This is a genomic window from Nocardia alni (genome assembly GCF_019038435.1).
GTDB classification, from domain to species: Bacteria; Actinomycetota; Actinomycetes; order Mycobacteriales; family Mycobacteriaceae; genus Nocardia; species Nocardia alni.
Genome location: NZ_JAGPOX010000198.1, coordinates 1 through 14386, shown reverse-complemented (window position 1 = coordinate 14386; position 14386 = coordinate 1). Strand labels below are relative to the sequence as shown.

Genomic DNA, 14386 nt, shown 5'->3' with positions numbered 1-14386 from the left:
GGGGTAGGTGAAGCCGATGCCGGTGATGGAGCCGACCACGCGGGTGGCCAGTGCGGGCACGCTGAACGCGGTGCCGGCGATGAAGTTGCGGGCCATGCGGCCCGCGACGGGCTTGACCAGGGCGGCGCGAATGATCGCTCCGCTGGAGCGCAGCACCGCCCTGCCGACCGGGTGGCGTTCGGCCTGATAGCTGTCCAGCAGCGCGTCCGGACCCCAGCCCTGCACGGCGGCGGCGAGCTTCCAGGCGAGGTTGGCCGCGTCCTGGATGCCGGTGTTCATGCCCTGACCGCCCGCGGGGGAGTGCACGTGCGCCGCGTCGCCCGCCAGGAACACCCGGCCGACGCGATAGGTCGGCGCCTGGCGCTCGTCGCTGTGGAACCGGGACATCCAGCGCGGGTCGTGCATGCCGAAATCGGTGCCCAGTGCGCGGCGGGTGACCTCGCGGACCTCTTCGAAGTCGATCGGGGCCGAATCCGGTTGCTGGTTGGCGCGATTCCAGGCGAAGATCCGGTACCAGCCGTCGCCGAACGGGGCGAGGAAGGCGAAGCACTCACCGATTCCGTTGACCGTCAACACGTCCTCGGGCGCCCGCGTGAGCCGCACATCGGCCAGCATGATCGACTTCAGCGCCGACCGGCCGGGGAACGGGACGCCGATCTGCTCGCGCACCCGGCTGCGATAGCCGTCCGCGCCGACCACGTACCGCGCCCGGACGGTGTGCTCGGCCTCATCGATACGCACCACCGCGTCCACTCCGTCGGCGTCCTGTGACAGGGTCGACAATTCGGCTCCCGGGACGAGGGTCGCGCCCAGATCCAGTGCGCGGGCCCGCAGCACCTGCTCCACGGAGGTCTGCGGTGTGACCAGCAGATAGGGGTAGCGCCCGTGTATATAGCGGTCCAGCTGCAACCGCACGGTGCCGCCGAACAGATTGAAATCGTGCAGCTCGGCGCCCTCGGCGACCAGCTCGTCGGCCAGTCCCCGGGCGTCGAGTTCCTCCAGCGTCCGCGCGTGCACGGCGAAGGCCCGCGTCAATTGCGAACCCTGCGTGTGCTTTTCGATCAAGGTCACCGAAATCCCGGCGCGCGCCAGATCGCCCGCGAGCATCAATCCGGTGGGCCCGCCGCCGACGACCAGAACATCGGTGTGAGTGGTGATCATGGCTTCCTCCAAAGTCAACATCTGTTGGCCAACGGCCGTTGACTTAACGGTAGATCCCCGCTCCCCTGGTGTCAACGGATGTTGGCCAACAGATGTTGGCAATTATTCAGCGTTCCCCGGCAAGGCTTTTCGAAGTACTCCCACACAAGCGACCGATCGGTAGAACCCGTGGTCACGACCGTCGCGACCCGTCACCATGAACCTCCACACGAGGTTCACCCCCGTGTCGCGGTGGTAGGCCCCTCGCGTGTCCGGGGTTGGTCTTGCGCACGGAGGCGGTAGCGTCTATGACGTGCTCTTCGCGGCACGACCTGATGAGGATCCCGTCCCGCAGCGCTGAGCGGGGCAGTGCAGGACTTGTAAGGAGCAGCGGATATGACGACAGCCGGTGCGGCCGAACCGCATAAGAGTGCTGCGGCAGACCCGCTTTCATACACCACTTCAGGCCAGCGGATAGAGCATGCGGCCCAAACATTATGGGAGGCGAAAGACATAGTGGCGGGTACGGATGTGGGACCGACCGGCCGCCCGTTGCGCGACATACCGGATCCATTACCGGTGTCTCACGACGGGGACGCTCTCATCGTCGCGATGTGCAACCAGAAGGGCGGTGTGGGAAAGACCACCTCGACCATCAATCTCGGTGCGGCCCTGGCCGAATACGGTCGCCGGGTGCTGCTGGTGGATCTGGACCCGCAGGGCGCGCTGTCCGCGGGGCTCGGCGTGGCCCATCACGATCTCGACCAGACCGTGCACAACCTGCTGGTCGGCGGCCGTACCAGCGTCGACGACGTGCTGATGAACACCAAGGTCGACGGAATGGACCTGCTGCCCAGCAACATCGACCTGTCCGCGGCGGAGATCCAGCTGGTCAACGAGGTCGGCCGCGAGCAGACCCTGGGCCGCGCCCTCGCACCGCTGAAGGACCGCTACGACTACATCCTGATCGACTGCCAGCCCTCGCTGGGCCTGCTCACCGTCAACGCCTTGGCCTGCGCCGACGGCGTGGTCATTCCGATGGAGTGCGAATACTTCTCGCTGCGCGGGCTCGCGCTGCTCACCGACACCGTGGACAAGGTGCGGGACCGGTTGAACCAGCGGTTGAGCCTGTACGGCATCGTTGTCACCATGTTCGATGCGCGTTTGCTGCATTCGCGGCAGGTCATGGCCCGGGTGGTCGAGGTGTTCGGTGATCTGGTGTACGACACGGTGATCAACCGCACGGTGCGATTCCCGGATGCCAGTGTGGCCGGCGAGCCGATCACCACCTGGGCGCCGAAATCCGGTGGTGCGGTGGCGTATCGGGCGATGGCACGGGAAGTCATTCATCGGTCGGGTCGGTGACGGAGAACTCCATTTCTGCTGTTACGGAATCAGGCTCCACCGAATCCGAAGGGGTTGCCCCGCCGGATGATCCGGACAGAAAGAACGTCTTTCACCTGCGCCTGAACAATTTCGAGGGCCCTTTCGACCTGCTCTTGCAGCTGATCAGTCAGCGCCGCCTCGATGTCACCGAGGTGGCGCTGCACAAGGTCACCGACGAGTTCATCGTCTACACCAAGGCGCTGACCGCGACCCTGCAGCAGGACCGCACACTGCGCGCGGACAAGATCCTCGACATCACCACGGAGTTCCTGGTCGTCGCCGCGACGCTGCTGGATCTGAAGGCCGCGCGCCTGCTGCCCTCGGGCGAGGTCAGCGACGAGGACGACCTGGAACTGCTCGAGGCGCGCGATCTGCTGTTCGCGCGGCTGCTGCAGTACCGGGCGTTCAAACAGGTCGCCGAGTTGCTGGGTGAGCTGGAGGCCGCGGCGCTGCGGCGGTATCCCAGGGCGGTCTCGCTGGAGGAGCGTTACCTGCGGCTTCTGCCGGAGGTTAGGCTGGGTGTCGACGCCGCCGGGTTCGCGGACATCGCCGCGACGGCGTTTCGGCCGCGTCCGGTGCCGAGGGTGGGTCTGGACCATCTCCACGCCCACGCGATCTCGGTCGCCGAACAGGCCGCACTCGTGCTGGAGATGTTGCAAGAGCGTGGGGCGGGTGGTTGGACGACGTTCCACGAGATCTGCGCCGACTGCGAGCTGCCGGTGCAGATCGTCGCGCGTTTCCTGGCGCTGCTGGAGCTGTATCGAGGCAAGACGATCGAGTTCGACCAGCCCGATCCGCTGGGGCCGCTGGCGGTGAGCTGGATCGGTGAAGCCGACGGTGCGCCGCCGGCGCAAACTATCGAAGAGGACTATGGGTGACGGTGACAGTGGGTGTTCACGAGGGTGCTGAAGACTCGGAAGCGGTGGACGCCGCGTTGGCGTCGGTAGATCCCGAGGCTTCGGCGGACACCGCGAAGCCGATCGATGACGGTGAGGCCGTCGACGAGATCGAAATCCTCGACGACGACGCGTTTCGCTCGGCGCTCGAGGCGATGCTGCTGATCGTGGATGCTCCGGCGCCGGTCGAACTGCTGGCCAGCGCGCTCGCCGACAGTCAGGAGCGGGTCGATCGGGTGCTGCGGGAGATGTCCGCGGAGCTGACCGAGCGCGGCAGCGGGATCGATCTGCGCTACGTCGGCGACGGCTGGCGCTACTACACCCGCACCGAGTACGCACCCTATGTCGAGCGCATGCTGCTGGACGGCGCGCGATCCAAGCTGACCAGGGCCGCTTTGGAGACGCTCGCGGTCATCGCGTATCGTCAACCAGTTACGCGAGCACGGGTCAGCGCCGTGCGCGGAGTGAATGTCGACGGTGTGATCCGTACCCTGGTGGCGCGCGGACTCATCGCCGAATCCGGGACCGATCCGGAGACCAACGGCACTCTCTACGTCACCACCGAACTGTTTCTGGAACGGATCGGGCTCGCGTCGCTGGCGGAACTACCGCCGTTGGCGCCCCTGCTGCCGGGCGTCGACCTGATCGACGAGATCAACGAGAGCCTGGATACCGACCCCCGGTACACCAGGCTGAGGAAAAACGCCGAGTCGAACATCGATCTCGGCACCGAGGATTGACAGGAAACCGTGAACACACCCGCTCGCCGAGATGGCACACCGGATCGTAGAAAACGCAGTGAACCGCCGCGCGGAGCGCCTGCCCGAGGACAGGGCGGTCGCGGCTCCGAGCGCGGCGGATACCCCCGGGGGCGCGGGGGAGAAGGGGGTTATTCCGCCGAGCGCGGGGATGAGCGCCGCGGACAGTCGAGTGATCGCCGGTCCGGTCGCGACGGTTCCGCGAACGACCGGGGGGGCCGCGGCGACGACCGCGGGTCCGGGCGCGGCGGCTATTCGAGCGATCGTGGCGGACGCGACGGGTCGCGCCGGGATTATTCCGGTGACCGTAGGGGGAGCCGGGACGGAAATTCGAGCGGTCGTGACGGCTACGGCCAGGGCGGCTACTCGAACGGACGCGGTGGGCCTGGCGCTCGCGCGGCCGGTCCCGAGCACCGGCGGGGCGGATACTCCAGCGATCGTGGCGCGAAGCAGGGTGGATATTCCAGCGATCGCGGTGGGTACTCGCGGGATCGCGACGGCGGACGCGGGTATTCGGGCGATCGCGGTGGTTATTCGGGCAATTCGAATGATCGCGCGGGGAGTGGTGGATACAGCAAGGATCGTGACGGTGGTCGCGGATTCGGTCGCGGTCGTGAGGACTACGGCTCCGATCGTGGCCGGGACGGGTATTCGTCCGGGCGCGGTGATGGCAAGCGTGGGGACTTCCGCGGTGGTCGCGACTCCGGCGCCGGTCAGCGCGATTTCTCCGGTCGCGGCTCCGACTCGGGCGGTCGTGGTGGATTCGCCGAGCGCGGGAACCAGTCCGGTCGCTCCGGGGCGTCGTTCGGGCGCGGCGGCGGTTCGGGCCATGGCGGCGCCTCGCGTGGCGCCGGTTCGCCCGGGCACGGTCGTGCCCCCGAATCCCTGCCCGGTCGCGGTGAGAGCCGTTCCATCGCTGGGCGCAATTCCTCGGGCCGGATCGGCGGCGGCAGCCCCCTGACCCCGCAGCCCGCGCCCAACCGCAAGCCCAAGCAGGCCAAGCCACAGCCGCAGCGTCGCCAGCCGACCGTGCTGAGCTTCGCGAAGCCCGCGAAACACCAGAACGCCGAGCCGTCGGCCGAGGGCGGCCACAAGAAGCTGCCGTGGGGCGAGGGTGAGCGGTTGCAAAAGGTGCTCGCCAAGGCCGGGGTCGCCTCCCGACGGGTCGCGGAGGAACTGATCGAACAGGGCCGTATCGAGGTCGACGGCGCGATCGTGCGCGAGCAGGGCCTGCGGATCGACCCCGAGCACGCCGTGGTGCGTGTCGACGGTGTGCGCGTGGTGGTGCGCGAGGAGCAGGTCTACCTGGCGCTGAACAAGCCCAAGGGTTACCAGTCGACCATGTCCGACGAGTTCAACCGGCCGTGCATCGGCGATATCGTCGCCGAGCGGGTCATGGCCGGGCAGCGGCTGTTCCACGTCGGGCGCCTGGACGCCGACACCGAGGGGCTGCTGCTGATCACCAACGACGGCGACCTCGCGCATCGGCTGATGCACCCCTCGTTCGAGGTGTCCAAGACCTACCTGGCGCAGGTCGAGGGCGAGGTGCAGCGCGATGTCGGCAAGCGCCTGCGCAAGGGCATCGAACTGGAGGACGGACCGGCGACGGTCGACGACTTCCAGGTGCTCGAACTGGGCCAGAACAAGTCGCTGGTGAAAGTGGTGCTGCACGAGGGCCGCAAGCACATCGTGCGGCGCCTGCTGGAGGCGGTCGGCCACCCGGTGAGCGGGCTGGTGCGTACCAATATCGGACCGGTCGCGATCGGCGACCAACGGCCCGGCACCTTGCGTGTGATGGGTCGCGATGAAATCGGCAAGCTCTACGAGGCGGTGGGATTGTGAACGGTGTGGAGATGTCGATCGAGATCCCGCCCCTGATGACCGGTTCGGAGCCGCTGGTCGTGGCGATGGACGGTCCGTCGGGGACGGGTAAGTCGAGTGTGTCGCGGCGGCTGGCGACCCGGTTGGGCGCGAGGTACCTGGACACCGGCGCGATGTATCGGGTGGCGACGCTGCGGGCGTTGCGCGGCGGCGTCGATCTGAGCGATCCGGTGGCCATCGCGGTCTCGGTGAAGGATCTGCCGCTGACCATCGGCACCGATCCCAGCCACGAGGTGATCGAGCTGGACGGTGAGGACGTCTCGGATGAGATCCGCGGCGACGCGGTCACCAAGGCGGTTTCGGCGGTTTCGGCGGTCGGCGACGTGCGCGATCAGCTGGTTGCGCTGCAGCGCGAGATCGCCGCGTCCGCCGGGCGAATCGTGGTCGAGGGCCGCGATATCGGCACCGTGGTGCTGCCCGGCGCGGACGCCAAGATCTATCTGACGGCCTCGGCACAGGCGCGGGCGTACCGGCGCAATCAGCAGAACATCTCCGAGGGGCGCGGCGACGACTACGAGGCGGTGCTGGCCGATGTGCAGCGCCGCGACAACCTGGATTCCACGCGCGCGGTCTCGCCGCTGCGTCCGGCCTCGGACGCGGTGCTTGTCGACACCAGCGACCTGACCCGGGACCAGGTCATCGACGAGCTGTACCAGGTTGTGGCGCAGTGCATTTCATCGGGAGACAGGCGGGGTCTTCGATGACGCAGGAAACGTTCTCGGCCGCCGGAGGATACGCGGCCGACGGTATCTGGAACGACGAAGCCGACTGGGAGGTCGCCGATCTCCGTGACGACACCGAGGACGAGCGGTATGTGCCGCTGCCGACGGTGGCCGTGGTCGGTCGCCCGAACGTCGGCAAATCGACTCTGGTGAACCGGATTCTGGGCCGCCGCGAGGCCGTGGTCGAGGATGTGCCAGGCGTGACCCGCGACCGTGTGTCGTACGAGGCGACGTGGTCCGGACGGCGATTCCTGGTGCAGGACACCGGCGGCTGGGAGCCCGATGCCAAGGGACTGCAGCAGTCGGTGGCGCGGCAGGCCGAGCTGGCCATGCGGACCGCCGACGCGATCCTGCTCGTGGTGGACGTGACCACGGGTGCGACCGCGACCGACGAGGCGGCGGTGCGGGTGCTGCGGCGCTCCAAGACTCCCGTCATCCTGGTCGCGAACAAGGTCGACGGCGAGAAGCTCGAGGCGGAGGCGGCCGGATTGTGGTCGCTGGGTCTGGGCGAGCCGTGCATGGTCAGCGCGACGCACGGTCGCGGCACCGGTGATCTGCTGGATCTGGTGCTCCAGGCGCTGCCGGAGACCCCGCGAGAGGATGTCGCGCCGCCCGGTTCGGGTCCGCGCCGGGTCGCGCTGGTCGGCAAGCCGAATGTGGGCAAGTCGAGTCTGCTGAACAAGCTGGCCGGGGACGAGCGGTCCGTGGTGCACGACGTGGCGGGCACCACGGTCGACCCCGTGGATTCGCTGGTCGAACTGGGCGGTAAGCCTTGGCGTTTCGTCGATACCGCGGGTCTGCGCCGCAAGGTGTCCAATGCCAGCGGCACCGAGTTCTACGCCTCGCTGCGCACCAAGTCGGCGATCGAGGCCGCCGAGGTCGCGGTCATGCTGATCGACGCCTCGCAGCCGATCACCGAGCAGGATCTGCGGGTGATCAGCATGGTCGCCGACACCGGGCGAGCGCTGGTGATCGCCTACAACAAGTGGGATCTGGTCGACGAGGACCGCCGCTATCAGCTCGAGCGCGAGATCGAGCGCGAGTTGGTGCAGGTGCCGTGGGCGCAGCGGGTCAACATCTCCGCGCATACCGGCCGCGCGGTGCAGAAGCTGGTTCCCGCAATGGAAACCGCGCTCGCGTCCTGGGATAAGCGCATCTCGACCGGGCAGCTGAACACCTGGCTCAAGGAGGTCATCGCGGCTACCCCGCCGCCGATGCGTGGCGGCCGGCTGCCGCGGGTGCTGTTCGTCACCCAGGCGACCACACGGCCGCCGACGTTCGTGCTGTTCACCACCGGATTCTTGGAGGCCGGTTACCGCCGGTTCCTGGAGCGGAAGTTGCGCGAGGAGTTCGGATTCGACGGCTCGCCCGTGCGGGTTTCGGTGCGGGTGCGGGAGAAGCGGGACCGCAAGAAGTAGTAGATGTCCGCTTGTCGTCCCGGCGTGCTTGTGGCCGGGGCCAGGCTGCGGCGGGAGTGGAGTCTGGTCGGTGGGCCGGTGCTATACGCACCGGCCCACCGATATTTCGGCGGTGTAAGCCCGTATCCCGGTTATGAGAACCGGCCTCCAGCTACATTTTTCGGTGCCGTCTGTCGGTTTCCGGCTGAATCGGATCGAAGAATGTAGCTGTAGGCCGGGCATCTCTTCAGGATGGTCCGGCTGGCTGGTGTGCCCGGGACTCGCGGTTCGAGACTCTCATTTTGAGAATACTCATACCAGGATATGCGAATTTACCTATGTGAATTCGGAATGTGGGGTTGATCTGGGACGGTCCGACAGGTCGGGGGAGTGCGTTCGGGGGAGTGGAGCGGGTTGGACGGTTTCGCGAACAGGACCGGTAGGGGCGGGGTACCGTCAATCCGCTTGGTGCACAGTCGAATAAGGGGCTTGTATGTGGAGTATCGCGGTCGTTGCCGTGGTCGGCGCGCTTCTCACCGGGGTGGCGTTCGTGATGTCCTTCCCGAAGAAGTGATCGTCGCGCCGATCGGGCTGGTCGTATAGTCGGGACTTCGTCGTATGGGCTCGGGGCGAACTCTGTCGCGCGGAGCCTGCCTGTTGTCTACAGGCTGAAGGCGATCGTGCGCAGGATGATCGCGGCGATGAAGACCAGGGTGTACGCCAGGTCGATCGACATGCCGCCCGCCCGGATCGGGGGCAGGATCCGCCGCACGGGCGCTATGACGGGCTCGGTGCAGCGGTGGGCGATGTTACGGCCCTTGCTGAGCCATTCGGCGCTGGGTGAGGTGCTGAGCATCTGGATCCAGTCCAGGACCATGCGTACGAGCAGGGCCAGGATGAACAGCGTCAACACCCAGCCGATGAGGGCTCCGATGAGAGCCATGAAGAACTCCTTCTGGTCGCGGGTCGCCTTATCTATAGCAACGGTGCGTGGTCGGCGAAAGTGTCCGATACGCGATCTTCACAGGTCGCTATCAGGTCAGACGCCCATCACATCAGGTGCGGGCCGTGCGGGGCGGTAGCGACGGGCCGCGATTCACGGTCCGAAATTGACGCGTTTCATTCCATTCGGGATCGGGGCGAGGCAGAATTTTGGCGACGGCGAAGGAGTTGCCATGCATGACAGTGGGTCGGAAACCATCGTGTCGGTGACCGGCGGCAGGGTGCGTGGGGTCACCCGGGACGGGATCAGCGCGTTTCTGGGGATTCCCTATGCCGCGGCACCCGTCGGGCCTGCGCGGTTCGAGTTGCCGACGCGGGTCGCCGGGTGGGATGGGGTGCGTGATGCGGTCGAGTACGGGGCGACATGTGCGCAGGCCCCGTGTCCGGCGCCGATCCACGCGCTGATCGGCAGCGACGGTGTCGCGGGCGACGACTATTTGAATGTGAACGTCTGGACGCCCGATGTCGGTGGTTCGGGGCTGCCGGTGCTGGTGTGGATCCATGGCGGCGCGTTCGTGCGCGGGTCGAACGCGCCGCCGACCTATTCCGGCGCGGCGTTCGCGCGCGACGGCGTGGTGATGGTGTCGATCAACTATCGGCTCGGCGTCTCCGGTTTCGCGGCGCTGGCCGGTGCGCCGCTGAATCGTGGGCTGCACGATCAGGTGTTCGCGCTGCGGTGGGTGCGGGAGAATATCGCGGCGTTCGGCGGGGATCCGGGGAATGTCACCGTGTTCGGAGAGTCCGCGGGCGGTATGAGCGTGGCCGCGCTCGTCGCCTCGCCGCCGGCTCAGGGGTTGTTCCGGCGCGCGATTATGCAGAGCGGCAACGGGATCGGGGTTGCCGAGGCCGCCGACGCGCAGCTGGTCGCCGCGGCGCTGGGGGAGCGGGCCGGGATCGCGCCTACCGCGGCGGCATTCGGCGAGCTGGGTCCGGATCGGTTGTGTGAGATACAGAATGCGGTCGCGGCGGAGCTGATGGTGAATCCCGACCCGGCGCGCTGGGGTGCGTCGATCGTCGGCAGGGGGCTGGGCGTCATGAGCTTGTTCCCGGTGATCGACGGGGAGCTGATCGAGGCGCTGCCCAGCGATGTGCTTGCCGCGCAACCGGATCGGTCGGTGCCGATGCTTGCCGGATGCACCGCCGAGGAGTTCCGGTTCTTCACCGTGCCCGCCGGGGTCGCGGCGGATATCACCGACCAGACCCTGCCGGCGCTGCTGCCGCGCTACGGTGTCGACCCCGCGGTGGCGAAGGTCTATGCGCTCAACCGCCCCGGCGCCTCGGCGGCCGATGTGTTCAACGCGATCATCACCGATGTGCTCTTCCGCGACGACACCATGCGTATCGCGGAATCCGTTGCGGCGGCCGGTGAACCGATGTATGTCTACGATTTCGCCTGGCGCTCGGGCATCGAGGGGCTGGGCGCCTGCCACGTGATCGAGGTGCCGTTCGTCTTCGATCAGCTGGCCCAGGCGCACAGGCTGACCGGCCCGAACCCGCCACAGTCGCTGGCCGACGAGGTACACCGGGCGTGGGTGGATTTCGCCACCCATGGCGATCCCGGGTGGGCGCGGTACACGGTGGATCAGCGCGCGGTGCGGATTCTCGATGCACCGGCCTCGGCGACGGTGAGCGATCTACGGATGGATGAGCTTGTGGCGCTGCGGGCTTCGCGCACGGTGTGAGTCCGGGCGTTACGGCGTGGGTGTACGTAGTGCCGCGTGCGGGCGTGCGGGCGCTGCTCTAGTTCGCGTGTGATGGTTCCCTGCGCCGTGAGCTTCTCCTGTGATGGGGCCATCTGGGCTGTCACGACGTAGTGCATGCCACTGTGTCGTCGGGTACACGTGACTGGTTCGCGTGTGCGAATGAGCCTTGTGCTGCGGGCTTCTGGCGAGGTGCGACCATTCGGCCGGCGTGATGCTGCGGTGGGCAGTGTGGGCGTCCTCGGTCTCGCGGCGGTGTGCTCACGACAGGGCTGGTCGCCAGGCGCTCGGACGGTGGTGTGTGGGCCGAATCTTGGGCGGTGGAATGTGTTTCGCGGTTCAATGGGCGGTTTGTCCAAGATCGTCTGTAAGGTGTGAGCGCCTCAACGTATGGAAGGGATTCTTGGTGCGTACACCTTTGCGGATGGTTGTCTTCGGTCTGGCCTTGGTGGCCGGCGGTGCGAATGTCGTGGCCGTCGATGCCGCGGCCGCTCCTGTCGCGGCTCCTGTGGATGAGCCGGTGATCGTCGGAACCGACGCCAATGGGCAGTCGCGGTCGCTGTCGGTGGGACAGGAGCTTGCCGTGGCACTGCCCGACGCTCCGTCCACCGGCTATGTCTGGCGGATCAGCGCCCTGAACCGGGGCGTGCTGCATCAGGAGGGTGATCCGCAGTTCCGCAGTGAGAACCCGCTGCCGGGTTCCGCCGGTACCAGCGTGTGGACCTTCACCGCCGCGGCCCCCGGCCGCACCACCCTGACGCTGGCGTCGGTGCGTGCGGGAGTGGCTCCGGCGCGGACGTTCTCGGAGGACATCACGGTCAAGTAGTCGTCGGATCGGTGCCCGGTGCGCATGGCGCCGGGCACGGCATGGTTGTGCTTTATGTCACCCTCGGTTACTCTCACTCTCAATCTGAGACCGATCAGTTCCACAATCGCGGACGGGTCGGGCAAAGCGGGTCGGGCCGACCCGCCGGTGCGGAAGGAAGAGCGTTGATCGAATCGGGACGTTGGGTGTCGTGGAGGACGGCCGTGGTGTTCGCCGGTGTGATGACGATGGCGCTGGTATCGGGTGTGGGTGCGGCGGTGGCAGATCCGGTGGGCGTCCAGGCGCCCGTGCCGGTGCAGCCCGCGGCACCGATTCCCGTTCCGCCGGAACTTGATCCGGCGTTCTATCACCCGCCCTCGGCGGTGGTCGCGGCCAAGGCGCCGGGGGAGATCATCGCGGCGCGGCAGATCCACGTCGCCAATGTCGGCGTCATCCCGTTGAATGTGGACGCCTGGCAGCTGTCGTATCGGTCCAATGACAGTCGTGACGAGCCCATCGCGGCGGTCACGACGGTATTGAAACCGCGTGGATCCACACCTGGCAAGTTGCTGTCCGTGCAGATCGCCGAGGACTCCCTGGCGCAGTACTGTTCGCCGTCCTATGCCGTGCAGCAGTGGTCGGTCAGCCCGTTCGTGGGGCAGATCGTCGCGCCGGCGGAGTTCGTGATCGCGCAGGGTGCGTTGCAGCAGGGCTGGGGTGTGGTCATCCCCGATCATCAGGGGCCGAATCAGGCCTACGCCGCAGGCCCCCTGGCAGGGCGGATCACGCTCGACGGGATCCGCGCGGCGCGCAATTTCCAGCCGATGCGGATGCTGCCCGATGCGCGGATCGGTCTGTACGGCTACTCCGGCGGTGCGATCGCCACCGGCCACGCGGCGGAGCTGAAGCGAACCTACGCACCCGAGCTGAACATCGTCGGAGCGGCCGAGGGGGGCGTACCCGCAGATCTCGGGGTCACTCTCGACGTCGCCAACAATCAATTGACCGCCGGATTGATACTCGCTGCGATCCAAGGGCTTTCGCGGGAGTATCCGGAATTCGCCGAATTTCTGGACCGGCACATGGATCCGCTCGGCCGGGCGATCATGGCCGTGCAGAGCCCGCTGTGCGTGCAATACGTGTCGGACTTCCCCTTCTTGAATCTCAAAGGCATGCTGCGGGTTCCGGGCGATCCGATGCGACAGCCGGCGGTGGTCGATGTCGTCGACGCCACGCGGATGGGCAAGTCGGTGCCGGATATGCCGATGTACATCTGGCAGGGAAATCCCGACGAGGTCATTCCGGTCGGGCAGGTGAACACCCTCGTCGATACCTACTGTAAGAGCCCCGATGCCCGCGTGCTCTACACCCGAGAGCACTTCGCCGAGCATGTCGCGACCGAGATCTCCGGCGCCGCACCGGCGTTGCTGTGGATGCGTGACCGGCTCGATGGCGTTGCGGCGCAACCGGGTTGCAAGACCAACGATGTCGGCTGGCTGGCGCTGGACCCGGCCGGACAGCAACTGCTGGCGCAGACGTTCGGCGAGACCTTCGCCTCGTTCTTCGGCAAGCCGATCGGCGTCAGGTAGCGCGATCCGGCGGAGCCGATCCACAGGGTGGCGCACCTATACAGTGATGGCGTGACGGTCGCGCAGAGACAGTACGGTGGACGCGCAGTCGCCGAGCGGAAAGCGGAGCGACGGCTGCGGTTCATCGTCGCCGGGACCCGCATCTTCGCCGAGCGCGGCTACGCGAACTGCTCGCTCGCCGACGTGTGCGCCGCCGCCACGCTCTCCAAGCGTCAGTTCTACGAGGAGTTCGAGACGCGCGAGGACCTGCTGGTCGCCGCGTACGACCGGGTGCAGGACGAGGCCGCCGCCGCGGTGACCAAGGCGCTGACCACCCTTCCTCCCACCATCGACGCCAGAGCGGCGGTCACCGCGGTGCTCGGGGCCTATCTGGACTCGATGAATTCGGATCCCTACCGCGCTGCCATCGCCTTCATCGAGGTCGTCGGCGTGAGCGAGCGGATGGAACAGCACCGCCGCGAGCGCCGTCACTCCTGGGCGCGGCTGCTGGATCTCGCTGTGTCGCCCATGGCGGGCCCCACTGCCCGCGTGCGCGGCGGGCCCGGCCTGGGCGCCGGAGCTCTGATCGGCGCGATCAACGGTCTGGCCCAGGAATGGCTGATGACCGAGCCTCGACCGTCTGTTGAGGAGCTTGTCGATCTGCTGGTTCCGATGGCCATGTCGCTGATCGATATCGACTGACGTTTCTGCGGTGCCAGGGGCTTTCCGTTCACGCGCGTAGACTCCGGGCCGGTGCTTACGCAGCGGCTGGGTGTGGTTGATCGAGCGCTCGGTGTGGGTGTGACCTGCGCGGATATGAAGCCGGCGACTGTGTGGTGGTGGGCATGCGGGTTGGATGCCCGGAATACGGGCTTGCACCGCCACGATGTCGGTGGGCCGGTGCGTATGGCGCCGGGCCATGGATGCGAGGCTGAGGGTATGCGTGTTGTCGTGGCGAACCGGGGTGAGGTCGCGGTCCGGGTGGTGCGGGCCGCGCGGGAATGCGGATATTCGGCGGCGGTGCTGCATACCGGGGAGGAGGGCGGGAGTCTGGCCGTACGGCTGGCGGACGATGCTGTGCGGCTGCCCGGTGTGGGGGCGGCGGGGTATTTGGACATCGCTGCCGTGGTG

The 14386-nt window shown here is 67.3% G+C and carries 13 protein-coding genes; 11 read left to right on the top strand and 2 right to left on the bottom strand.

Annotated features, from left to right (window positions below; translation table 11 throughout):
• Positions 1 to 1161, bottom strand: a 1161-nt coding sequence (locus JZ791_RS40465) for an FAD-dependent oxidoreductase (protein WP_216902654.1), incomplete at its 3' end; no start/stop codon positions are given.
• A gap of 375 nt (positions 1162 to 1536) precedes the next feature.
• Here JZ791_RS40465 and JZ791_RS40460 point away from each other — a divergent pair.
• Genes JZ791_RS40460 through der form a run of 6 tightly spaced genes read left to right on the top strand, consistent with a single transcriptional unit; the run spans position 1537 to position 8201 of the window.
• Positions 1537 to 2505, top strand: a complete 969-nt coding sequence (locus tag JZ791_RS40460; protein WP_216902652.1) for a ParA family protein — start codon at positions 1537 to 1539, stop codon at positions 2503 to 2505.
• Positions 2502 to 3404 (top strand): segregation and condensation protein A, encoded by a 903-nt coding sequence (locus JZ791_RS40455; protein ID WP_216902651.1) that lies wholly within the window; start codon positions 2502 to 2504, stop codon positions 3402 to 3404. The genes JZ791_RS40460 and JZ791_RS40455 overlap by 4 nt, the downstream gene beginning before the upstream one ends.
• Before the next feature lie 2 nt (positions 3405 to 3406).
• A complete protein-coding gene (scpB, locus tag JZ791_RS40450; RefSeq protein ID WP_438804621.1) occupies positions 3407 to 4162 on the top strand; it encodes an SMC-Scp complex subunit ScpB in 756 nt (251 codons plus the stop codon).
• A 9-nt stretch (positions 4163 to 4171) separates the two neighbouring features.
• Positions 4172 to 6022 (top strand): pseudouridine synthase, encoded by a 1851-nt coding sequence (locus JZ791_RS47280; RefSeq protein ID WP_438804620.1) that lies wholly within the window; start codon positions 4172 to 4174, stop codon positions 6020 to 6022.
• An 11-nt stretch (positions 6023 to 6033) separates the two neighbouring features.
• Entirely contained in the window at positions 6034 to 6765 is a 732-nt protein-coding gene (gene cmk, locus JZ791_RS40440; RefSeq protein WP_438804619.1) for a (d)CMP kinase, read from the top strand.
• Positions 6762 to 8201: a ribosome biogenesis GTPase Der gene (der, locus tag JZ791_RS40435; protein WP_216902649.1), complete on the top strand. Its 1440-nt coding sequence runs from the start codon at positions 6762 to 6764 to the stop codon at positions 8199 to 8201. Before cmk ends, der begins: the two co-directional genes overlap by 4 nt.
• A 640-nt stretch (positions 8202 to 8841) precedes the next feature.
• Here der and JZ791_RS40430 read toward each other — a convergent pair.
• Positions 8842 to 9123, bottom strand: coding sequence for a YggT family protein (locus JZ791_RS40430; RefSeq protein ID WP_216902647.1), 282 nt, complete (start codon positions 9121 to 9123; stop codon positions 8842 to 8844).
• A gap of 232 nt (positions 9124 to 9355) precedes the next feature.
• On the opposite strand from JZ791_RS40430, the gene JZ791_RS40425 reads away from it, so the two are divergent.
• The 5 genes from JZ791_RS40425 to JZ791_RS40405 all read left to right on the top strand — a co-directional run.
• The gene (locus tag JZ791_RS40425) at positions 9356 to 10864 is read left to right on the top strand and encodes a carboxylesterase/lipase family protein (protein WP_216902644.1); all 1509 of its coding nucleotides are present in this window, start codon (positions 9356 to 9358) and stop codon (positions 10862 to 10864) included.
• A 442-nt stretch (positions 10865 to 11306) separates the two neighbouring features.
• Complete coding sequence (locus JZ791_RS40420; RefSeq protein ID WP_216902642.1) at positions 11307 to 11708, top strand: protease inhibitor I42 family protein; 402 nt, start codon at positions 11307 to 11309, stop codon at positions 11706 to 11708.
• A gap of 221 nt (positions 11709 to 11929) precedes the next feature.
• The gene (locus tag JZ791_RS40415) at positions 11930 to 13276 is read left to right on the top strand and encodes a lipase family protein (RefSeq protein WP_216902655.1); all 1347 of its coding nucleotides are present in this window, start codon (positions 11930 to 11932) and stop codon (positions 13274 to 13276) included.
• 51 nt (positions 13277 to 13327) lie between these two features.
• Positions 13328 to 13957: a TetR/AcrR family transcriptional regulator gene (locus JZ791_RS40410; protein WP_216902640.1), complete on the top strand. Its 630-nt coding sequence runs from the start codon at positions 13328 to 13330 to the stop codon at positions 13955 to 13957.
• A gap of 237 nt (positions 13958 to 14194) precedes the next feature.
• The coding region (locus JZ791_RS40405; protein ID WP_305802150.1) for a biotin carboxylase N-terminal domain-containing protein at positions 14195 to 14386 on the top strand (192 nt) is incomplete at its 3' end.

What these genes read in the sequence shown, in the direction of transcription:
- JZ791_RS40460 (WP_216902652.1), top strand. Translation starts at nt 1,537, where the DNA reads ATGACGACAGCCGGTGCGGCCGAACCGCATAAGAGTGCTGCGGCAGAC.
- cmk (WP_438804619.1), top strand. Translation starts at nt 6,034, where the DNA reads ATGTCGATCGAGATCCCGCCCCTGATGACCGGTTCGGAGCCGCTGGTC.
- der (WP_216902649.1), top strand. Translation starts at nt 6,762, where the DNA reads ATGACGCAGGAAACGTTCTCGGCCGCCGGAGGATACGCGGCCGACGGT.
- JZ791_RS40430 (WP_216902647.1), bottom strand. Translation starts at nt 9,123, where the DNA reads ATGGCTCTCATCGGAGCCCTCATCGGCTGGGTGTTGACGCTGTTCATC.
- JZ791_RS40425 (WP_216902644.1), top strand. Translation starts at nt 9,356, where the DNA reads ATGCATGACAGTGGGTCGGAAACCATCGTGTCGGTGACCGGCGGCAGG.
- JZ791_RS40420 (WP_216902642.1), top strand. Translation starts at nt 11,307, where the DNA reads ATGGTTGTCTTCGGTCTGGCCTTGGTGGCCGGCGGTGCGAATGTCGTG.
- JZ791_RS40415 (WP_216902655.1), top strand. Translation starts at nt 11,930, where the DNA reads ATGACGATGGCGCTGGTATCGGGTGTGGGTGCGGCGGTGGCAGATCCG.